This window comes from Paraglaciecola psychrophila 170, from assembly GCF_000347635.1.
GTDB lineage: Bacteria > Pseudomonadota > Gammaproteobacteria > Enterobacterales > Alteromonadaceae > Paraglaciecola > Paraglaciecola psychrophila.
In genome coordinates, this window is the sequence record NC_020514.1 from 2,478,160 (window position 1) to 2,499,179 (window position 21,020).

Annotated in this window: 20 protein-coding genes and 2 pseudogenes; 13 read left to right on the plus strand and 9 right to left on the minus strand. The window is 39.4% G+C overall.

Features of this window, described 5'->3' with window-relative positions:
- Positions 1 to 2 precede the first annotated feature (2 nt).
- From nirD to C427_RS10865, 4 genes are all read left to right on the plus strand, one after another.
- Positions 3 to 350, plus strand: coding sequence for a nitrite reductase small subunit NirD (gene nirD / locus C427_RS10850; RefSeq protein ID WP_007638089.1), 348 nt, complete (start codon positions 3 to 5; stop codon positions 348 to 350).
- Between the two features lie 3 nt (positions 351 to 353).
- Positions 354 to 3,110 (plus strand): nitrate reductase, encoded by a 2,757-nt coding sequence (locus C427_RS10855; RefSeq protein ID WP_007638090.1) that lies wholly within the window; start codon positions 354 to 356, stop codon positions 3,108 to 3,110.
- Entirely contained in the window at positions 3,107 to 4,087 is a 981-nt protein-coding gene (gene cobA, locus C427_RS10860) for a uroporphyrinogen-III C-methyltransferase (RefSeq protein WP_007638091.1), read from the plus strand. The genes C427_RS10855 and cobA overlap by 4 nt, the downstream gene beginning before the upstream one ends.
- Positions 4,088 to 4,187: 100 nt before the next feature.
- Positions 4,188 to 5,255, plus strand: coding sequence for a glycosyl transferase family protein (locus tag C427_RS10865; RefSeq protein ID WP_007638093.1), 1,068 nt, complete (start codon positions 4,188 to 4,190; stop codon positions 5,253 to 5,255).
- A gap of 192 nt (positions 5,256 to 5,447) precedes the next feature.
- Here the strand turns inward: C427_RS10865 and C427_RS10870 are convergent, their stop codons facing one another.
- The gene (locus C427_RS10870) at positions 5,448 to 5,948 is read right to left on the minus strand and encodes a hypothetical protein (RefSeq protein WP_409371892.1); all 501 of its coding nucleotides are present in this window, start codon (positions 5,946 to 5,948) and stop codon (positions 5,448 to 5,450) included.
- Between the two features lie 546 nt (positions 5,949 to 6,494).
- Between C427_RS10870 and C427_RS26760 the strand changes: the two genes are divergently transcribed.
- The 6 genes from C427_RS26760 to C427_RS10895 all read left to right on the plus strand — a co-directional run bounded on the left by C427_RS26760 (position 6,495) and on the right by C427_RS10895 (position 9,667).
- Entirely contained in the window at positions 6,495 to 6,677 is a 183-nt protein-coding gene (locus C427_RS26760; RefSeq protein WP_015430824.1) for a hypothetical protein, read from the plus strand.
- 165 nt (positions 6,678 to 6,842) lie between these two features.
- Positions 6,843 to 7,094, plus strand: a complete 252-nt coding sequence (locus C427_RS26765; RefSeq protein ID WP_015430825.1) for a DUF3047 domain-containing protein — start codon at positions 6,843 to 6,845, stop codon at positions 7,092 to 7,094.
- Positions 7,081 to 7,152, plus strand: coding sequence for a hypothetical protein (locus C427_RS28825; RefSeq protein WP_407636121.1), 72 nt, complete (start codon positions 7,081 to 7,083; stop codon positions 7,150 to 7,152). The genes C427_RS26765 and C427_RS28825 overlap by 14 nt, the downstream gene beginning before the upstream one ends.
- A gap of 154 nt (positions 7,153 to 7,306) precedes the next feature.
- The gene (locus C427_RS10885) at positions 7,307 to 8,197 is read left to right on the plus strand and encodes a sugar phosphate isomerase/epimerase family protein (RefSeq protein WP_007638096.1); all 891 of its coding nucleotides are present in this window, start codon (positions 7,307 to 7,309) and stop codon (positions 8,195 to 8,197) included.
- Between the two features lie 247 nt (positions 8,198 to 8,444).
- Positions 8,445 to 8,894 carry a DUF1499 domain-containing protein gene (locus tag C427_RS10890; RefSeq protein WP_007638097.1) on the plus strand — a complete coding sequence of 150 codons (450 nt, stop codon included), beginning with the start codon at positions 8,445 to 8,447 and terminating at the stop codon, positions 8,892 to 8,894.
- Positions 8,895 to 8,989: 95 nt separating this feature from the next.
- Entirely contained in the window at positions 8,990 to 9,667 is a 678-nt protein-coding gene (locus C427_RS10895) for an HAD family hydrolase (protein ID WP_007638098.1), read from the plus strand.
- Between the two features lie 835 nt (positions 9,668 to 10,502).
- Here the strand turns inward: C427_RS10895 and C427_RS10900 are convergent.
- The 3 genes from C427_RS10900 to xthA form a co-directional block, all read right to left on the minus strand.
- The gene (locus tag C427_RS10900; RefSeq protein ID WP_007638100.1) at positions 10,503 to 11,309 is read right to left on the minus strand and encodes a sulfite exporter TauE/SafE family protein; all 807 of its coding nucleotides are present in this window, start codon (positions 11,307 to 11,309) and stop codon (positions 10,503 to 10,505) included.
- 129 nt (positions 11,310 to 11,438) lie between these two features.
- Positions 11,439 to 12,101 carry an energy-coupling factor ABC transporter permease gene (locus C427_RS10905; RefSeq protein ID WP_007638101.1) on the minus strand — a complete coding sequence of 221 codons (663 nt, stop codon included), beginning with the start codon at positions 12,099 to 12,101 and terminating at the stop codon, positions 11,439 to 11,441.
- Between the two features lie 32 nt (positions 12,102 to 12,133).
- Positions 12,134 to 12,940, minus strand: a complete 807-nt coding sequence (gene xthA, locus C427_RS10910) for an exodeoxyribonuclease III (RefSeq protein WP_007638102.1) — start codon at positions 12,938 to 12,940, stop codon at positions 12,134 to 12,136.
- Between the two features lie 173 nt (positions 12,941 to 13,113).
- On the opposite strand from xthA, the pseudogene C427_RS10920 reads away from it, so the two are divergent.
- A pseudogene (locus tag C427_RS10920) lies at positions 13,114 to 14,324 on the plus strand (IS256 family transposase).
- 76 nt (positions 14,325 to 14,400) lie between these two features.
- On the opposite strand, the gene C427_RS28830 reads toward C427_RS10920, so the two are convergent.
- The 4 genes and pseudogenes from C427_RS28830 to C427_RS10940 form a co-directional block, all read right to left on the minus strand.
- Entirely contained in the window at positions 14,401 to 14,481 is an 81-nt protein-coding gene (locus C427_RS28830) for a type II toxin-antitoxin system RelE/ParE family toxin (RefSeq protein WP_236613779.1), read from the minus strand.
- Between the two features lie 115 nt (positions 14,482 to 14,596).
- Positions 14,597 to 15,546 (minus strand): annotated as a pseudogene (locus tag C427_RS29005) (IS30 family transposase).
- 337 nt (positions 15,547 to 15,883) lie between these two features.
- Positions 15,884 to 16,000 carry a type II toxin-antitoxin system Phd/YefM family antitoxin gene (locus C427_RS27455; RefSeq protein WP_015430832.1) on the minus strand — a complete coding sequence of 39 codons (117 nt, stop codon included), beginning with the start codon at positions 15,998 to 16,000 and terminating at the stop codon, positions 15,884 to 15,886.
- 324 nt (positions 16,001 to 16,324) lie between these two features.
- On the minus strand, positions 16,325 to 17,071 hold the full coding sequence (locus C427_RS10940; RefSeq protein WP_015430833.1) for a class I SAM-dependent methyltransferase: 747 nt from the start codon (positions 17,069 to 17,071) through the stop codon (positions 16,325 to 16,327).
- Positions 17,072 to 17,526: 455 nt separating this feature from the next.
- On the opposite strand from C427_RS10940, the gene C427_RS10945 reads away from it, so the two are divergent.
- A complete protein-coding gene (locus C427_RS10945; protein ID WP_007641923.1) occupies positions 17,527 to 18,366 on the plus strand; it encodes a phytanoyl-CoA dioxygenase family protein in 840 nt (279 codons plus the stop codon).
- 44 nt (positions 18,367 to 18,410) lie between these two features.
- Here C427_RS10945 and C427_RS10950 read toward each other — a convergent pair whose 3' ends face one another.
- Positions 18,411 to 19,331, minus strand: coding sequence for a LysR family transcriptional regulator (locus C427_RS10950; RefSeq protein WP_015430834.1), 921 nt, complete (start codon positions 19,329 to 19,331; stop codon positions 18,411 to 18,413).
- A 228-nt stretch (positions 19,332 to 19,559) separates the two neighbouring features.
- Here C427_RS10950 and C427_RS10955 point away from each other — a divergent pair, with 228 nt between their 5' ends.
- Positions 19,560 to 20,804 carry a NupC/NupG family nucleoside CNT transporter gene (locus tag C427_RS10955; protein WP_007641927.1) on the plus strand — a complete coding sequence of 415 codons (1,245 nt, stop codon included), beginning with the start codon at positions 19,560 to 19,562 and terminating at the stop codon, positions 20,802 to 20,804.
- The last annotated feature ends 216 nt before the right edge of the window (positions 20,805 to 21,020 follow it).

The window sequence follows — 21,020 nt, forward strand, 5'->3', positions numbered from 1 at the left end:
CAATGAGCACATCAAATAACTGGATTTCGGTATGCAGCGATACCGACTTAGTCGCCAATTCTGGAGTTTGCGCTTTGCTAAACGAACAACAAATTGCCTTGTTTAAAATTAAAAACGCCAATGATGAACAGGTTTTCGCTGTAAGTAACTGGGATCCAATCGGCAAAGCTAATGTGTTGTATCGTGGATTATTGGGCTCTGTGGAAAACGCGAAGGTGATCATTTCGCCACTTTACAAGCAGCGCTATTGTTTAAGTTCAGGCCAATGCCTAGATGACGATGCTATTAAGTTAACGGTTTACCCAGTGCGTATCGAAAACAACCAAGTGCAGTTGCAGTTGGCTGACTAATTGATGCCTTCTAATCATCACATGCCCAAGAATAAAAGCGCTAGCACTGCTTCTGTGGTCAGCACTACTTGCCCATACTGCGGTGTGGGCTGTGGTATAGATGTGCACATTGCTAACGACAAACAATTAACTGAACTAAAAGGCAGTAGCGATCACCCTGCCAACTTCGGACGTTTGTGCGTTAAAGGCAGTAAGTTATTAGAAACCAATTCTCCCTCGGGCCGTTTACTCAGCCCTATGATTGGCGCTAAAAAAGCCAGTTGGGAAGACGCCATTGCTCAAGTGGCGACTAAGTTTAATCAGCTTATTGCAAAGCATGGATCCGACTCAGTTGCGTTTTATGTATCAGGCCAATTGTTAACTGAAGACTATTATGTCGCCAATAAACTGATGAAAGGTTATATCGGCAGTGCCAATATCGATACTAATTCAAGATTATGTATGTCGTCAGCTGTAGCGGCTTACAAACGTGCCTTTGGTGCCGATGCGGTGCCTTGTTGTTATGAAGATTTAGAGCAAGCCGAATTATTAATATTGGTGGGCTCAAATGCGGCTTGGACACACCCTGTATTGTTTCAACGTATCGAGAGAGCTAAAAAGCTGAATCCCGACATGCAAGTGGTCACAATCGACCCACGAAGAACTGCTACATCTGAGTTGGCCGATATGCATCTAGCGATTAAACCCGGTACCGATGTGGTGTTGTTTAACGGTTTATTGGCATATTTGGATAATCACGATGCTGTCAATACAGATTACATCACAGCTAATACACAAGGCTTTGAGCAGGTTATTAACAGCTGTAAGCCTTGGACATTAAGTCAAGTAGCCCAGCAATGTGACATTAGTGAATTAGAATTACATAGTTTTTATCGATTATTTGCTAAAACCGATAAAGTGGTCACTGCTTATTGCATGGGGGTGAATCAATCTACCTCTGGTTCTGACAAAGCTAACAGTATTATTAACAGTCATTTAGCCACCGGTAAGATTGGTCGTGAAGGTTGCGGGCCGTTTTCGTTAACAGGTCAACCCAATGCTATGGGCGGCCGCGAAGTGGGTGGTTTAGCCAATATGTTGGCTTGTCATATGGATATTGAAAACCCTGAACATCGCCAAACGGTACAGACGTATTGGCAGTCGCCCACTATCGCTAATAAAGCGGGGTTGAAAGCCGTCGATTTATTTGACAATATTAATAATGGCAAAGTCAAAGCCGTGTGGATCATGGCCACTAATCCAATGGTGAGTATGCCCAACAGACAAAAAATTGCCGAAGCATTAACAAAATGTGAGCTGGTGGTAGTGTCTGATTGTGTGGCTAAAAACGATACTCTTGATTATGCCCATATTGCTTTTCCGGCTAGCTGTTGGTCAGAAAAAGACGGCACAGTCACCAATTCTGAGCGGCGTATTTCCCGCCAGCGTGGTTTGTTACCTGCCGCAGGCAAAGCTAAGCACGACTGGCAAATTATATGTGATGTAGCCAAAGCCATGGGGTTTGAAAACGGTTTCGATTTTAATTCAGCCAATGAAATATTTGCTGAATATGCCGGATTAACCAAAGCAGATAACCAAGGCAGTCGAGGTTTAGACTTATCTGGTTTATGTAATATGACAGAAACCCAATATAACCGTCTAAAACCGGTGCAATGGCCTGTGAATAAACAGTATCCCGATGGCACTAAACGATTATTCACAGACGGAAAATTTTACACTCAAAGTGGTAAAGCACAGTTTGTGCTCACCGACTTTGCTGCACCTGAACAATTAACAAACACTGATTTCCCCTTTGTACTTAATAGTGGCAGGGTGAGAGATCAATGGCATACCATGACACGTACCGGTAAAACGTCAGAATTAAGCGCACACACCAACCGACCATATTTAGCTATTCATGCAATAGATGCTCAACGCTTAGCGTTAAAGAATGATGATTTAGTTAGCCTCAGCGCAGCCCATTTTAATAATAAGCAAAACCGAGTCTTGCTGCCCATAGTAATTGACAACAATCAACGTCAAGGAGAGGTGTTTGCACCCATTCATTGGAGTGCTAGTAACGCATCCAGCGCCAACATTAGCGCTCTTTATACCGATGCTAACGACAAAATATCTGGGCAGCCTGAATTAAAACATGCAGCGGTTAAGCTTCAAAAAGTCAGTTATCAATATTCTGGGCAGCTGTTTATTCGGCAACAGCTTAAGGTTGAGTTACTGCGAGAATATTTTGATTATTTTGTCACATGCCCCGTTGATAACGGGCATTTAGTATTTTTTGCCACAGAACAAGAGCCAGCAAAAATTAAGCGCGACTTACAACAACAACTGCCACTGTATGACGAATGGGTCAACGCCTCAGGCATTGACCTAAATAGCAGCTGTGCCATGCGCCAAGGTGTGATGTCATTGATCATGTTTATCTCAGTAAACCACAATGAGGTTGATCCCAGCTGGATCAATAGTTTGCTCATTAGCGAAAACGTAACGCCTGAACAGCTTCACGGTTTGTTAAACATCCAGCCTGATGTGCAATTCAAACAAGGCAAGTTAGTGTGTAGTTGTTTTAAAGTAGCTGAAAATACCATTATTGACGCCATCAAAGGTGGCTGTAACTCAGTAGACAATTTAGGTAAGCAGTTAAAGTGTGGGACTAATTGTGGCTCATGTAAGTCTGAACTGAGCCAAATGGTGAGGTTACATCAGCCCAAAAATCTCATTATTGAAGAAGACCAATTAATTACTTTGGAGGCCGTATCATGAATACCGAAAATACATTATTTCCATGGGGCTTTGCACGACTACAACAGTTTTTGTCTAGTCATAACGTCACACCTTTGAAGCAACTACCTAATTGGTTAAACCACTATTTTAGCCATCATCAGCTTGTGCCGCGTCGTAAACGTAATGCGAAAGGCCACGTTTATTTGATTGGAGCAGGGCCGGGCGATGCGGAGCTGCTGACTTTAAAAGCCCATCGCTTAATTCAACAAGCGGATGTAGTGATGTATGACTGGTTGGTTAACCCAGATATTATCAAGATGATCCCGCGTCATGTTGAAAGGGTATTTGTGGGTAAAAAGTGTGGCCGCCATAGTATGAAACAAGCCGATATATGCCAGTTGATGGTAGAAGTGGCACTAACCGGTAAAAACATTGTGCGCTTAAAAGGTGGCGACCCCGCTATTTTTGCTAGAGCTGCAGAAGAATGTGATATTTTAGCGAAGCACCACATCGACTTTGCGATAGTGCCGGGTATTACCGCTGCATCGGGTGCGTCGGCTTATGCAGGTATCCCTCTTACGCATAGAGAATGTGCTCAATCTGTTCGTTTTATCACTGCACACTTAAGATCAGAAAAGTCAGCCACAGGCGAGCTAAAGTCCCCTACAGACGAGCCCAATTGGCAAGCGCTGGTGGCAGGAGCCAACGCCTCACAATCTACCAATAAGGGTGAAACATTAGTGTTTTACATGGGACTCAAACGTATCGACACGATAATGCAGCGCCTCACAACCCATGGGCTAGAGGCGAGCACGCCAGTTGCCGTTATTGACCAAGCCACAACGGCACAACAGCAAGTGTGCATTGGCACCCTAGAAAATATCGCCCAGCGTGTGCTTGAACGTAATTTTCAAGGTCCAGCCATAACTATAGTAGGTGAAGTAGTGAACAAGCGTCACGATGTCAACTTATCGCTATTTTCATCATCAGCAAATGAGTTGAGTGTTAACACCTAATAAACACTTAAGTAATACGACTAGATAATGATTTTTTTTGTTATTAAGCGCAGCTATTCAGGATAGAATATCAAACACAACCAATAAGAATTTTCTAGTTATGCCCGAAATAATGTCAGATACCCCAACAGATTTTAAACACTTTATTCGTATTATCGGTCGTGGCCAACGTGCAGGGCGAACTTTAACCATGCAAGAAGCAGAACAGGCTATGAGTATGGTCATTAATGGCCAAGCCACAGCCGAACAAAAAGGTGCGTTTTTGATGTTGCTTCGGGTTAGAGAAGAAACAGCTGAAGAATTAGCCGGTTTTAGTCAGGCATTTCGTACTTGTAGCCTTGCTAGTGTGGCTGATTTATCTGTGGATTTAGACATGGGCTGTTACGCCGGTAAGCGCAGGCACCTACCTTGGTTTTTGTTGGCGGTTATGTTGCTGGCAAAAAATGGTAAACGGATATTTTTACATGGTACTCATGAGCCAGATTCAAAACGTTTATATCTTAAAGAAGTATTGCCACAAATTGGTTTTAAAGTGGCACAACACCCAGAGCAAGTACAAGTTGCATTAGACACTTTCGGTTTTGCTTACATGGACTTAAAACAGATTAACCCGCAACTCGACGATATTATTCAACTGCGCGAGCAATTTGGTTTGCGTTCGTGTGCCAATACATTGGCTAGAATGTTAAATCCCTCTCATGCCGCTCATTGCCTGCAAGGCATTTTCCATCGTAAAATTGACGAAAAACATCGTGAGACCGCCGCCTTATTAAATGACGCTAACGTATTATGTTTTAGAGGCGAAGGCGGTGAAGTCGAATTCAATCCGCTTCGAGATGTTACCTTGCATGTTAGCCGTAATGGGCAACAATCCAGCGAAGATGTAACCGCCACTTGTGAAACGTTTATTACTAAACCTCAAGAACTTGACGCTAAACAATTGATAAGTGTCTGGACTGGAGAGTTTGATGATATTTATGCTAACCATGCTGTAGTGGGTACTTTGAGTTTAATGTTGGTGTTAGTGGATAAACTTGACTGGACAGAGGCTTATCAACAAGCTGAACAGATGTGGCAGGGACGTGATAAAAAATGGCCTGTAGTTTTGCCTGAAGATAAGTCAGAGGTCGTGCCTTTTGATACAACTGGCAAGCATTACGCGCATTAAATTAGGGCTTGAGGGTTTGTGTTCATTAATTAACTATACTCTACCGGTCGCTTCTAAAAGTGCAGTTAATGGTCTGTGTAAAATTTTAAGTTCAGTCAATCATATTAATTTATGAGCGTGGCTTTATTAAATTGTTCATAGGCGCCAAACAAAGTTTGATTTAATCCTTTCATTAATTCGAGATTATCCTCATTAAAATACAACGACCAAAAAAAACGGTTGTTCATCCAAACAACCCACTTGTTTTATGTGTGATGTATCTAGATTATTTTTAATCATTGTCCATTGAATCACTTTCTTATCTTCAATAATGATATCTGATCGACCGATTTGTAGCATTCTTATCAATCGACTCGAACTATCTTCACCTGACATAAACAACAAATTCTTATTTTTGTCTTCATTAATATATGAATCTAAGGGCTCGCCGTAACTGTAGTCTTGAACTATTGCTAACTTATTTGAGCCGAATTTTAAATCAGGCTTATACAACCAAGTATTAGTGTCTTTAGAATAAAAACACATTTGATAACTTCCTATTGGGGAAGTAGAAAATATTAAATTTGGAGACTCCTCTAACGTAGACGTGAGCAAGCCATCTACTTTGTTTTGGTTAGCCAACCGAATAGCCCGTGACCATGGATAATACTCAATATTAAGATTGATACCTTGAGCATGTAGAATACTCGTCATAATTTCACCTACGATGCCATGCTTATCACCATTAAAGTCACATGTGTAAGGGCACCAATGGGTGGTAGCTAATGTGAGTGTTTTTTGTGCATGTGAAAGGGACGTACCAAAAAGCGGGATGATGCATAGCATTAAGTGTATTTTCATAAGACCCAATTCGGATGAATTTTTTATTGAAATCGACTTTAAATTATATAATTAAAAAGCATCATTTTCTATAACTGACATTATTTTGTACCCTGCCAGTGTATATTTTATATAGAAAGCCATTCTAATTTACTTGGAACTGGCTATTAATTTAAAAATAGTGTTAGGTTGGATATTTGCTTATTTACTGTGTTGTAATTGATCAGATACTGTTTAGTGATTACTGACGATTTAATATTGGCATCGAGCAAAAATGATATTTTTGCAAACTTTTCTGATTTGTGGTTTCTGTATTTAACCTATGAAAAGATAGTTAATAACCATCAAATCAAACATGCAGCGCAAGGCGTTTACATTGTTCTGAGCGTTATACAACTTAGGGTATTTATAGGAGGGTAGATGCTTCGATGGATTGTTTTACTTTTTAGCATAATCACTTGTTTGAACGCTAAACCTTCTAATAACCTTACCTCATTAGATGATAACGGCATTCAAAAATGGGAACCCAAAGTATTCTTTGGAAAAACGATTTACAGCATCGACGAGCATAAAGGCCGCTTGGCGCTTCAAGCAATTAGTTGAAACGCTGCTTCTGGATTGATGTTAAAAAAGAAAAATCGATATGGCTTTGACTCCTACATAAATTGGAGCTGGTTAGTAGAAAAAAAGTTGCAATAGCTAAACGAACGTACTAAAAGTGGGTATGACTTCATCGCCAGTATTTAGGTGGTTATCGATGGTGGCTTTATGCTTTGGAAGACTAAATCGTTAAACTATGTTTGGTCGAGTAATCAAGATAAAGGCTTGATTTGGGATAATCCATTTGCTGGTTCAAGTATCAAAATTATGTCTATCCGAGGAAAGGGATTTGAAAAAGGCAAGTGGTACCAAGAAAAACGCAATGTATACCAAGATTTGATTGATGTCTTTGGTGATAAAGGTAGTCAGGAAGCTAACCAGAAAACGTATAGATATTATAGCCATTATGACAGACACTGATAATAGTGAAAAAGAAGCAGAATCTTATTATGGTGACATTGAATTCAGTGAGTTGTAGTGTAGATCACCGATCTCGACAGCCATTTTAGATAATGTCGAAGAGCGTTAAATATTTGATTGAATCACATGCTGTATCTGCGATGTCTATTATACACATCACGTGAAGGTCAAATTATTCAACCACGAATTAAAACAACTAGGGAAAGATAAATATGAATCACCAAAATATCTATGGCTTAAATCCATCTGAGTCTCAAACTGAACTAGCGCTTGATCGCAGGCGCTTTATGAAACTTAGCAGTATTATTTTAGGTGCTAGTCTGTTACCGGGCTCCCTAGCCTTTGCCGCCGATAAGCCAAGTGCAGTGGGTTTACAATTATACACGTTGCGCGACATGATGGCGGTGAGTGTGCCTGCGACCTTAAAATTGGTTTCGGCAGTGGGTTATAAAGAAGTTGAAACCGCTGGATATTTTGAATATTCGCCTCGGGAATTTCGCAAAATGTTAGATGGTGAGGGGCTCACTTCACCTTCGGCGCACATTAGGTTGGATTTATTTGATAAGAGCCTCAACCAGGTTATCGATACAGCGAAAGAAGTGGGTCATGAGTATGTGGTTATTCCTTATTTGACTGTTGAGCAGCGTGGCAGTGGTATTAATGTCTATAAAAAGTTGGCTGAAAATTGCAATGTCTATGGTGAAGCCTGTAAAAAAGTAGGACTGAAATTGGCTTATCATAATCACGATTTTGAATTTGAAATGCGTGATGGGCAGTTACCTTATGACGTATTACTACAAGATGTTGATGCCGATTTAATGGCAATGGAAATGGATTTGTATTGGATGGTCAAGGCAAAACAAGACCCATTAGCATATTTTAAACGCCATCCCGGACGCTTTAAATTGTGGCACGTTAAAGATATGGACAAACAAGGTGCATTTGCGGACGTAGGGACGGGTATTATTGATTTTCCTGCTATTTTTGCTCATGCCAAACAAGCAGGTGTTGAACATAAAGTGGTTGAACGCGACATGACCGACAATATTGTCAAAACAATTCAGCAGGGTTATAAAGCAGTTTCAGCCTTGTCAAAAGCTTGACGTAAATTATGAATACGCGGCATATAAGTTTAATTTTAAAAGCAGCTAAAATTTTGCGTTAGTTTAGATAATTGTTTACATATCTATGCAAAATATACCAAGACCGTTGCTAGATAGCGGTAAATCTCTGAAAGGCGCAGTCTAAAACTTCGCACATAAAAGCCATCTAGTCGGCAAGTAAAGCTTACCACTAAGATCTTAGATGTGTTTTCAATCGTTGGTTGTTATAACTTTTAAGGAAAATGATATGAATAAACAAGTTTCAATTATTTTATTTAGCTTTGTCTTTATGATGGGATGCTCTGGCACCATTCCTAAGCTGGGAGTCACGAGTGGTCAATTAACTCCATGTCCTAGCAAGCCAAATTGTGTGAGTAGTCAAGCAACGGATAAAGATCATTATATACCCCCCATTAATTTCACTGGAACACCTCAAGATACACAAAATAAACTTTTACAAATACTAAACGCTTTGGAGCGAACCAAGGTTATAGTCGTTCAGGAAAGTTATATTCGTGTAGAGTTTACTTCCAAAATATTCAAATTTGTTGATGATGTAGAGTTTTCTTTTCCACCAAAAAACATCGAACAAATAATTATAAATGTAAGGTCTGCATCACGTATTGGCTATTCAGATCTTGGTGCAAACCAAAAACGAATTGAACAGATTAGAACTCAATTTAAAGAAGATGAATAAAGCTATTTATAAAGAGCGTCAAATTTTATTTTTGACCTCATCATCTGCTCATCACATATTGTCAGATGTAATCCACACTGAATAAGGTTAAATAGATGAAAGTAATTATTTTCGGAGGAATAGGCACTATAGCAAACACCTCATATCTTCAACGCAAAGCCTTTAACGCTGCATTTGAAGAACTATCAATTGAGTGGTTTTGGGGCAAGGGGGAGTATATGAGCCTCCTTACCCAGTCTGGTGGCGAATCACGCATCACTGAATACAATAATAAGTACGGAGGACTTCCAAAAGGTCTTTCGCCTGCTAGAGTACATAAGTTAAAAACAAGTTTATTCCACCGTTTTATGACTGACTCAATACTTCCGTTACGGGAAGGCGTTCAGTCGGTGATAGATAGTGCAAAATTTAACAATATAAAATTGGCTTTTGCTACTACTACTAGCAAAGATAACATTGATACGTTATTGAATTCAGCTGGGTTAGACCCGTCTACATTCGATATAATAACCAACCGGTCTTTGGTCGATGCATCTAAACCTAATCCTGAAGTGTACGAGTATTGTTTGGAAAAGCTTAATATTTTGGCCGCTGATAGCATGGCAATAGAAGACTCAAAATCTGGTGTAAAAGCAGCGATAGGAGCTGGCATAACATGCGTTGCATTTCCGAATGAGTTCACCGCAGATCATAGTTATGTTGATGCAATAGAAAATGTGGATGATTTAAAACATTCGGCGCACCTAAACGCATTTCTAAAACCGCAGAATTAGCATTTTATTAAGATATCCATCGTCAATATTGTAATTTCACGCTAAGCATTCGATTTAATTAACAATAGCGTCTAGGTAATTATGCTAATTCACAATTTTAGAGAGTAACTTGTTGTAATAAGTTAATAAAACTAATCTAAACTATTTTCTTGTGTTTGTTTTCGATGTTTTTAACGCTAAAATTTACAACTTATTAAGTCGTTATATTCAAATTTAGCAGCAAATTTATGCGCAAAATCTAACAACTTTTACTTTTTGTATCACTGTCTTTTAGAGCCCCATCAATTGCACAAGACAATCCTTTTAAAGCGGTACAGGACTTATTCTTTGCAATTTCAGAAGTTAATCATATAAAGATGAGAGACACAGTGACCAGTGATCTTCAGCTATTAGAAGCTGGGGGAGGATTGGGACATAGATGATTTAGTTGAGGTAGTTACTCCTTCTTAACTCGCGAGAAGAAACTATTTTAATGTTCTCAAAGTTAAAACCAGTGATGAGATGGCTTGGGTTAGTTATTAGAATAAAGCTGCATTTACCAAAGATGAACTAGTCGAAGCTGTTGTTTGGCTAGAGAGTGCGGAACTCATCAGAGATGATAATAATTAGAAAATTCAAATGTTACATTCGACTAGAATAAAACCTGAAGGTTTGCCAAAAAACATTGTGCTAATAGAGCATAAAGCTTAAAAATTACATGGCTGATAAATAACGAATATATGTCTTCAGGGCGTTTTTATTCTTAAATGATGTAATAATTATGGCGTTGTCAGGCTATAAAAGCAGATGTTAAGCGGGTCTTGCCAGTGGCACTTTCTGCGGGTAATTTTAATCATTACAATATGACGTTCATCAACATCTTGATACTTAAACACACCAACAATACGGCAAATATCTTTTTCAATACTTGAACTGGAAGTTTAGTCGAAAACTTTACTCCAACTGGTGCCATAGCAAATCCAAATATTGAAATAATAATCACACTCGGAATATGCACAAAGCCAACAATTGACTGATTATTGCCCAGTTCTTCTGCACTAATATGCCCATTAATGGCGTATCCAATGGTGCCTGCAATTGCGATTGGAAAACCAATAGCAGCCGAACTACCGATAGCTCGCCTCATTTCTAAGCCTCTACTCATCAAATAAGGAACTGTTAATGCTGCGCCACCAATGGCCACTAAGGTTGAAATACTTCCAATTCCAAAGCCAGCCAATTGCGGTGCTATGTTCGTTTTTTTAGTGGGTATATGTTGCTTGTTAAAGAATAGTTTTATAGAAATACTGAACATAAATAGCGAAAAGAACACGGCAAGAACGGTGGTGTTAATAATGGGAACCAAAAATGAAATGGATATGGCTCCAACAATGATAAGGGGGACCATTGCTTTAACATTTTGCCAATCAACATTATGGTTTTTATAATGGCTAAAAGCACTGGAAAAAGTTGTTGTAATAATCGAAGCCATTGAAGTACCAAGGGCTAGATGAACTGCATGACTAGGCACAGTTTGCGAGGATAAATAAATACTAGTGAGCATTGGCACTAAAATACCACCGCCTCCAACCCCTAATAAACCCGCTGCAAAACCCACCACGATCCCTAGCAGACTTAGTTGAATAAAAAATTCTATTTCCAATTAATAGTCTCTTCTTAATGCGGGCTATTTTTCTAGCCCTGCTGACTACGATTTAAGCCGAAATAATGTGCATACATCATCAACTTTCACCTCAGCTTTATGTTGCAATATGTGTCTTGCAGAGCGTAACTAAGGCTTATCCAAATACAACTTGTCGTAAAAGGTATACACCCACTCTGGTTTGTAGATGATCAATAAAGTAATAGTCATGCCATTAAACATCGCCTCAGGGAATAGCATTAAAGTAGTCAACAATAAGTAATTATTTTCAATTATTTGCCAGCTGTAGACATCATCAAAATAAAAATAGCCGCTAAATGCCAACATCTTTAGCCCAATAGCTAATGCACCTGGGAAAAATGCACAAAGAAATATATAAGTAAATATGTGGCGGGGTAATTTATGAAAGGTCAGGCTATAAATTCCGTATGTAAGCGCAATCGGGGCGAGTACCCCTAATAAAAAGTTTACCCCTAACATGTCGATGTTTTCTTTGCCAAATACGGTTAATCCCAACAAGGCCAGAGAGGCGCTAAAAATAGCCCAGCGGAAGCCTAACAATAAGGTTAAGGCAGAGAGCCATAAAAAGTGAACATTTAGACCGTCGTATATGCCTGTTCGAAACATCCATAAGATAAACAAACAAGCAGCACTACCAAACACTAAGTGCTGACATTTTTTGTCTGATATTAACTGGGAAAATATTAGTTTTTTGCTAACAAAATAACATATGGCTAAGCTAAGTAACCCTGCCACGGTTTGTATGTCAGTAAAGTATGCGGTTTGTTCCATGCTTAAATACTCAAACTCTATTGTTTTCGATGTTACTTAAAGACTGACCAAATAGGCGCATGGTCAGAGGGCTTTTCGATACCTCTTAATTCATAATCTACATCGGCTTCTTTTAACATCGCGTGTAACTTGGCGGTGGCTAAGATTAAATCTATGCGCAGACCACGGTTGTCGTTAAAACCTTTTGAACGATAGTCAAACCAGCTGTATTTTTTTGACTCTTGTGGATACATATCACGGAATCCATCGGTAAAACCCCAGTCAATGAGTGTATTCAACCATTCACGCTCTTCAGGCAAAAAGCTGCACTTTTTAGTTTGTAGCCAACGTTTGCGATTAGGCTCACCAATGCCGATATCTAAATCGGTATGTGAAACATTCACATCGCCCATCACAATCACATTTTCTTCAGGGGTATGATATTCGTTTAGATAACCCATCAAATCTTGGTAATATTTTCGTTTGGCAGGATATTTAGTTTCGTGAGTTTGGTTTTCACCTTGCGGGAAATAACCGTTTAACACCCGCACTGTTTCGCCGTTTTCCATGGGGTAACTCACCATGACCATGCGGCGCTGTGCCTCTGCATCATCAGTTGGAAAGCCATATTGCACCTCTAATGCTGGCTTTTTACACATCATCGCCACACCATAGTGGCCTTTTTGCCCATAAAAATAGACGTGGTAACCCATGGCTTCAACATCAGCAATAGGGAACTGGTCGTTGTGTACTTTGATTTCCTGAAGGCCAATAATATCTGGCTGATGTTTGTCGATTAACGCTTGTAATTGATGCAAACGTGCGCGTATACCATTAATGTTAAAAGAAACGATTTTCATTGAGAGGATCCAAAGGAAATAATATAAAAGGTTGGCAATTGGTCGTTACCACTATTACTTATGATATCAAGAACTGTTGTTCAGCTAAACAGTCATTTAAAAGGTTGTAACAAATTTTGTGTAACTGCTTATCATAAATTACTCTATTGAGAGTTAAGGATAGGCAGATGCAAATGAACAGAAAAGAACTTGAAGCTTTCGCTAAAGAAGCGGCCAAAGGCATTAAAACCCCAGAAGACTTAAATGATTTCAGCCGAATGCTAAGAAAATAACCGTTGAGGCTGCATTAAACGCTGAGATGGAAGAGCATTGAGGCTACGAGAAGCATGCTAAGTCAGTAGTAAAGAATAGTCGTAACGGCATGACTACTAAGCGTATAAAAACAGAAGATGGTGAGTTCGACCTCGACACACCACGTTATCGTGATGGCTCTTTTGAGCCTAAATTGGTCAAAAAGAATCAGTCTCGATTTACGTCCATGGATGAAAAAATCCTTTGGCTATATGCGCAAGGCATGAGCACACGTGAAATCGTACAAGCCTTTGATGAATGGTACGGGGCTGACATCTCACCCACGCTTATATCAAGAGTGACGAACGCCGTCATCGACAAAGCCGTTGAATGGTAATCACGACCGCTCGACCCCATTTATCCGATTATTTATCTCGATTGTCTTGTGGTGAAAATTCGCCAAAATAAGCGTGTTATCAATAAATCCATCTTCCTTGCGCTTGGTATTAATACCGAAGGCCACAAAGAGCTAATGGGCATGTGGGTAGCCGAGAACGAAGGCGCTAAGTCCTGGTTGAGTGTGCTGACGGAGCTGCAACATCGGGGTGTAGAAGACATCCTAATTGCCTGCGTAGATGGCCTCAAAGGCTTTCCTGACGCGATTAATGCAGTGTTTCCACAAACCAATGTGCAACTGTGTATCGTGCACATGGTGCGTAACTCACTTAAATACGTTTTTTGGAAAGACTACAAGGCTGTGACGACTGATTTAAAGCGTGTGTATCGTTCAAGTACAGAGGAAGAAGCCTTACTTGAACTGGAGCGTTTTAGCGACACCTGGGACGAGCAATATCCGCAGATTAGTAAGTCATGGCGAACACACTGGCAGAACTTAAACACTATCTTTAATTATCCTGCGGACATCCGAAAAGCGATATATACGACCAACGCCATTGAGTCTCTCAACAGCGTTATCTGCAAGGCACTTAAGAAACGAAAGATATTTCCAAGCGACGATCCAGCTAAGAAAATGGTGTACTTAGCCATCACCGAAGCATCAAAAAAATGGTCTATGCCAATTCATAACTGGCGGCAGGCGATGGTTCGCTTTATAATCGAGTTCGGGGACCGCCTCGAGAAACATCTTAAATAATGGCAGTTACACAGAATCTGTTACAGGCTCTTGGTTTCTGAAAAAGCGCTCCTAATGTTCCATATGCAAAGCGTTATCAGCCGTAATAATATCGGAGTTGTGCGATTAGAATAAGCCTATCTTGTTGCTTATAAATAATCCGATGTTCATTATTTATACGACGAGGCCAATATCCATATAAACCGTGTTTTAAAGGCTCAGGTTTTCAATTCCTTTTTTTTGAGTTCTTTGGACATCTTTACAGGCAGATTCAAGTTTGAAGTGCATAACCTCTAAGCAGCTATAGCCACCATGTGTTCAGCCATCAATTTGGCTGGCGTTTTATAATTTAGTTTCTTTCTTGGCCTGTTATTGAGATTGACTATTACATCTTGAACGGCTGATTGCGATACCTTTTTAAAGTCTGTTGATTTCGGCCAATATTGTCGTAATAGACCATTGGTATTTTCATTCAAGCCTCGTTGCCACGAACAATAAGGGTCTGCAAAATACACATCACATTTCAATCTTTCAGTCATCTGTTCATGGTACGCAAACTCTTTACCATTATCCGCTGTAATCGTGAGTACAGCGCTTTTAAACGGCGCTTACAAGGCGATGGTGGCTGCTGTGACTATTTTTGCTGACTTGTCATCTACACGTCTCGAGACGGTAAAACTCGTTTTGCGCTCTACAATCGTGACCAGTGCGCCACTGTGACCTTTGCCAATAACGAGGTCAATTTCCCAATCACCCATTCTACTTTTATCATCAACAACGTGTGGACGCTCATCGATACTTATACGGTTCTTAATAAACCCTCTGCCAGCTTGTTTATCCTTACTACGTGATTGATAAGCTTTACCTTTCCTACGTAAATGTTGGAATAAATAACCACCATTTTTTTGTCAGACCAAATGTGCTGATAAATAGTTTCATAACTAATGTCGATGCTCTGGTCCTCCCTAAGCCACCCAGACACCTGCTCTGGACTCCATTTCGTAGTAAGTTTGACTCAATTAATGCAATGAGTGCTGTTGTCATTTTAATGGCTTTACAGCGACTAATCGGCGTGTGTCTGTCGATGTTTGAGCTTGCTTAAAACGATAGCCTCGTTTGCCTGTATTACGGGAAAACTCCCTGCTAATGGTTGATTGACTAACCTTTAGTTGTTGGATATTTTATTTTGGCTCATTCCTGTTTTACTTAAAGCATAAATCTGGCATCGTTGTTCATAGGTCAGTTATTTATATGTTTTCAATGTTGCATCTCTTGCCGGAGAAAAAGCGATTAGCATATATTCAGCCGACCGTCTTTTCTACCCGTTCAAGTTATGCACTTATTATTTGAATCCAAGACATAATAAGTTAGTACACTTTAGTATTTTTTTGTCAGTTGTTTGCCAATAAAGATATTTTTCTCAAGGCTTGGTTGAGGACGTTAATTTTACTCAATAAGCACTTGTTCAGTTCTTTTGTCGGCTTCAAGCTCGGTAATTGATTCTAAAAGGTTTCTAGTGTTTGCTGGAGATCTAAGTAAACAAGTAGTTTCTTGCATTGCGTTATAGTCTTCTAAAGACATCATAACATCAGGAGCTTCACTTTACGGGTAATGATAATTGGCGCGTGGTCATTACAAACATGCGCTATTGTATTTGCTAAATTTGCTCTAGCTGCGGTATAGCTTATTGCATCCATATTAACTCTAAAGTGTTGATGTACGTTTATTTGTACGTGCTAGTGTAATGGCACATAGTAAGTAATTTAACAGGGGCAAAAACAGTTGGTTTTGCTTCTTCGTCGCTAATTTTTAACCAACAATATTTATCCGTTAAAGGGGCGTTATGTTTTTCAAGAGGTGATTGGGTACTTTATTGCTTTGAATGTCTTTGTAAATGCTTCAGTAAAATATGAGACCAAGTATCGCCCCAAAGAGTTTGAAACTTATATGTTTCAAAAATAGGCCACTTCTAGATATCTAGTAGCGGCCACATAATTCAGTAGGCTGTAAAGATGTCCTCTTTATTTAACCGGCTTCACAAATTTCAGAGTCATCCTGTCTGACTCACCAATTTCACGGAATTTTTGGTCTTTTTCAGCAATAGGCTTACCAGCCTGAAGTGCCCAAACGCCGTTTTCCCAATCTGCAGGGTCTTTCTTGTTGGCATTTATTTCACTGGTTGCGGCTAATTCAAAGCCTGCTTTTTTTACCAAATCGACAATATAACTTTGCTTCACATAACCGCGCATTGTTTCTTTAGGATCTGTGTCGAAGTCTTCACGCTCACGGTGCTGAACTATGCCTAGCACTCCGCCTGGTTTCAGTGTTTCTAATACTTCTGCTAATAAACCGTTGACATCGCCTCGGCCAATCTGTCCATGCATTCCACGAATAATAAGCACAGTGTCAACGCTGTTGGGCGCTGCAAATGGAACTGTTTGTCCTATGAAGCGAGCTGATGCATTGTGTCCAAACATGCCACTCTTATGTTCGATAAATGTTTCACGCCACTGCATTCCACGCTCGTAGCGCTCGCCAGGTGTTGGACTATTGTTCAATGCGATGTATTTACCGTTCTCGACAGTAAGAGGCGCTAGTATACGGGTATACCAGCCACTCGATGGACCCAGTTCGGCAACCGTCATATTTGGCTGCACTCCAAAGAAGTCTAGTGTCGCGACAGGATTACGATATTGATCGCGCTCCATGTCTCGCTCAGAACGTAATACATTATTACTTACGGCTTTTTCAATAGATTTTTTTAGCACTATGAATATGGTTTTCTGCTTCGCCTTTTTCGTGATGTCCAGCTGTTGCGGATGGTGCGCTTAGCAGGAAAAAAGCACTAGCTGCACTTAAAATCAGAGTTTTTTATCATATTGTTTGGATCCTTGGCTGATGTAGGTTTTGAAATTAACTTTCTTTTTAAAGTTAATATACTAAAAGCCTTACGCACACATCAATCAATTTTGGATGTTTCTAATTATGTTTACTAAATCTGCGAGGGTAGAGCGGCTGAAATCTATATCTTAATATTATGAATTAGAAACGATTTTCAAGGACGAAATATATGGTTAGGTTACATCAATATTAAATATTCTAATTTGGACAATTGCATATTCGAATTATTCAATATTAGAAATTTTTGGTTCGCGTTATAGTCATTAAAAGAGAGTAAATGACATCTCGCTGAATTTAAACTTATGACTTAGGAAAATTGCCAATGTTGTCAACTGAACAAATAAAGCACTTCGATGAACAAGGTTTCATTGTATTGGACGAAATTATTCCTTTGAATGAAATTGATGCGATAAAACATCGTGCCAATTCACTTGTAGAACAGTGGGTTGAAGACAGTCCAGCTCATATTTTTAGTACCAATGATAATAACCGTAGTGATGATTCATATTTCCTCGATTCAGCAGAAAAAATTCGATGTTTTTTTGAAGAAGAAGCGTTTAATGATCAAGGAGAACTTGTTCAAGAACGTGCTTTATGCATCAATAAAATTGGTCATGCGCTGCATGAATTAGACCCAATATTTAACAGCTTTAGTCATCAAAAACTATTGGGCGATATGATGTGTGATCTTGGCATGACTACACCGCAAATTCGTCAATCCATGTATATTTTTAAACAACCTAAAATTGGTGGCATTGTTAATTGGCATCAAGATGCCAGTTTCTTTTTTACTACGCCGCAAAGTGTGATTACTTTGTGGTTTGCAATTGAAGACGCCACATTAGAAAACGGCTGTTTGTGGGTTGAGCCAGCAGGTCATAGAGGTCCACTTAGAGAGCGTTTTAATTTGAACGACACGCAAACTACTATGGTTAATTTGGACAAAGCCCCATGGCCAACTGAAAAGTGTGGTAAACCAGTTGAAGTGAAAGCAGGGAGTTTAGTTATTTTTCAAGGCTTGTTACCTCACTACAGCGCGCCAAATCGTTCATCCAAGTCGCGCCAAGCTTTTACATTGCATGTCACCGATGGTGAGTGCGAATACGCAGCACAGAACTGGATACAAACAACAACATTACCTTTACGAGGTTTTAGTCGTTAAGACTTTATTTATGTTGCGTTACTGACACTTAAGTTATGTGCTAATTAAGACTTAAACAAGCCCAGCAGCAGCAAGCGCAACCACGTGTGGGCAAGGTCAGTTTCACTTCGTTGATGCCAAAAAAGAGAATATACAACTGGCTCTGATTGACATGGCATACTCAATTTCACCAGTTGATTAGATTTTAAAACTGATTCTGCCCAGCTTGTTGTAGTAGTAAAAATTAGATCTGAATGACTACATAAACTTGTTGCAGCGTTAAAATCAGGAACCTGTATAACCACGTTTCTTTGAAAGCCTAACTTAGATAAAGATTGGTCAAACATGGGGATGCCAAGTTCGTTGTCTTTAACATGTATATGTTTACTGTTTAAGTATGTCTGTTGATTCCAGTTGTTCTGTAAAACTGGATTGGTTTTTCGCGTTAAACAAACCAGCTCGTCTCTATATAATTCTTCACTGCTGAGATGTTTATGTAATTTGGGACGTTGACCAACATCGTGTGGAATAATGACGAAATCTAGCTGACCCTGATTAAGTTGTTCAAGGCTAATGTTGTCTTTAAACCAAGTATCGATTCGCATATTTGGGGCTTCATCTAAAATTTGTTGCATGATTTTTGAAAATACAAATTCGAATGCACTTTCTTGCATCGAAATTTTAAAACACCCTTGATATTTTTTTAAGTCAAACGCAGAAGGTGAAAATATTTCGTTGATCGCATTTATGGCCGCATTAAGTTTCGGCTCTAATTCTTGCGCTAGTGGCGTAGGCATCAAACTGTGAGAAACACGGTGGAATAAAGGGTCTGCGAATATATGCCTAAGCTGTGACAAGTTTTTACTGATAGTAGACTGACTTAAATTGAGTCGAATTGCAGAAGATGAGGCATTACGCTCTTGTAACAGCACCTGAAGCGTTACCAGTAAGTTAATATTAACGCGAGTTAATTGTGAGATTTCCATTATTAGTTGGCTTAAATATTGAGATATTCGAATAAAGAAAATATATTCTACATACTATTCGCTTTTTGAACAATGGCGATTCAGGGTCTCAAGTTTAGGCGTAATCTAACCTCAATATTAGTCTTAAGGAAATTGAATTGAATGTGAAAAAACTGACCATTGCAGCGTTAAATATCACTAATATCGTAGAATAAAGAATAAATAATAATAAATACAAAGAGTTAAATTATGAATGTCTTCATGGGGTTAATTGGAATAATAAGTTTGACCTGCTTCGCCATATTACTATCGAGTAACTGGCGAGCGATAAATATAAGAACAGTTTCCCTAGCATTTGCCATTCAGGCTAGTTTTGGTGCATTCGTACTCTATTTACCCTTTGGGCAAGATGTATTAATCACTGTGGCGAATGGCGTTCAATGGGTTATCGATAGCAGTCAAAATGGAATAGATTTTTTGTTTGGGGGGTTAGTGAGTGACAGAATGACCGAATTATTTGGGCAAGGTGGTTTTATTTTTGCCTTAAGAGTTTTACCCGTCATTATCTTTTTTTCATCTCTTATCGCCGTTTTATACCACTTAGGGATAATGCAAAAAGTGATTGCTGTTATAGGTGGCGCGTTGCAAAAAATCCTCAAAATAAGTCGCCCTGAAGCGATGTCGGCGACAGCTAATATTTTTGTTGGATTAACCGAAGCACCACTCGTTGTCCGTCCATTTATTGGTCGAATGAGTGAATCTCAATTATTCGCAATTATGGTTGGCGGAACAGCATCAGTTGCAGGCTCAGTATTGGTGGGTTATGCCTCCTTGGGCATCGATTTAAAATACTTAGTTGCAGCAAGCTTTATGGCCGCACCGGGTGGATTATTCATGGCAAAATTAATAATGCCAGAACAGGGTACGGCAATTGAATCCGTTGATGATATCGAAGAAAATGACGATGACAAACCGATAAATGTGATAGACGCAGCGGCTATCGGGGCAACCGTTGGTATAAAACTGGCAGTCAATGTGGGTGGCATGTTGCTAGCGTTTTTAGGGTTAATAGCCTTATTGAATGGATTTGTAACAGGCATAGCTGGATTACTTGGATTTGAGGGCATTACCATTCAAATATTATTGGGGTATGTTTTTTCACCCATCGCTTTTCTTATTGGTGTTCCGTGGGGCGAAGCGTTACAAGCAGGCAGTTTTATCGGGCAGAAGATTATTGTAAATGAGTTTGTTGCGTATATAAATTTTGTAGAAATAAAAGATACATTATCAGAACATACTCAGGCAATTATTACGTTTGCTTTGTGTGGATTTGCTAATTTATCTGCTATTGCCATATTGGTAGGTGGCTTAGGTGCAATTGCTCCTAATAGACGACAAGACCTCGCACGCTTGGGGTTTAAAGCGATAATTGCTGGTTCGTTATCTAATTTGATGAGCGCAACTTTAGCAGGGATTTTTATCAGTTTAGTGTAAGTGGCTCTTTCAATGAGGTTTGCACTAAAAGTATCTGTGATTCAGCAGGGCAGGTTGATTGAAAATCACAATTATTTAACCCTTGATACATTAAATACCTCGCATCTACTATGACCGACTTTTTACTAGAAAGTACAATTGGTTGAGATACATGCTGTGGGATAAATAAAATGTAGTAATATTATGTCCTGTGAACGCAAGCTAAAATGAACTCAG

Coding starts and splice junctions, on each gene's coding strand:
- cobA (WP_007638091.1), top strand. CDS start 3,107: ATGAATACCGAAAATACATTATTTCCATGGGGCTTTGCACGACTACAA.
- C427_RS10955 (WP_007641927.1), top strand. CDS start 19,560: ATGAATGTCTTCATGGGGTTAATTGGAATAATAAGTTTGACCTGCTTC.
- C427_RS10885 (WP_007638096.1), top strand. CDS start 7,307: ATGAATCACCAAAATATCTATGGCTTAAATCCATCTGAGTCTCAAACT.
- C427_RS10905 (WP_007638101.1), bottom strand. CDS start 12,101: ATGGAACAAACCGCATACTTTACTGACATACAAACCGTGGCAGGGTTA.
- C427_RS26760 (WP_015430824.1), top strand. CDS start 6,495: ATGCTTCGATGGATTGTTTTACTTTTTAGCATAATCACTTGTTTGAAC.
- C427_RS10890 (WP_007638097.1), top strand. CDS start 8,445: ATGAATAAACAAGTTTCAATTATTTTATTTAGCTTTGTCTTTATGATG.
- C427_RS10950 (WP_015430834.1), bottom strand. CDS start 19,331: ATGGAAATCTCACAATTAACTCGCGTTAATATTAACTTACTGGTAACG.
- C427_RS26765 (WP_015430825.1), top strand. CDS start 6,843: ATGCTTTGGAAGACTAAATCGTTAAACTATGTTTGGTCGAGTAATCAA.
- C427_RS10865 (WP_007638093.1), top strand. CDS start 4,188: ATGCCCGAAATAATGTCAGATACCCCAACAGATTTTAAACACTTTATT.
- C427_RS10870 (WP_409371892.1), bottom strand. CDS start 5,948: ATGACGAGTATTCTACATGCTCAAGGTATCAATCTTAATATTGAGTAT.
- xthA (WP_007638102.1), bottom strand. CDS start 12,940: ATGAAAATCGTTTCTTTTAACATTAATGGTATACGCGCACGTTTGCAT.
- C427_RS10945 (WP_007641923.1), top strand. CDS start 17,527: ATGTTGTCAACTGAACAAATAAAGCACTTCGATGAACAAGGTTTCATT.
- C427_RS10855 (WP_007638090.1), top strand. CDS start 354: ATGCCTTCTAATCATCACATGCCCAAGAATAAAAGCGCTAGCACTGCT.
- nirD (WP_007638089.1), top strand. CDS start 3: ATGAGCACATCAAATAACTGGATTTCGGTATGCAGCGATACCGACTTA.
- C427_RS27455 (WP_015430832.1), bottom strand. CDS start 16,000: ATGGATGCAATAAGCTATACCGCAGCTAGAGCAAATTTAGCAAATACA.
- C427_RS10895 (WP_007638098.1), top strand. CDS start 8,990: ATGAAAGTAATTATTTTCGGAGGAATAGGCACTATAGCAAACACCTCA.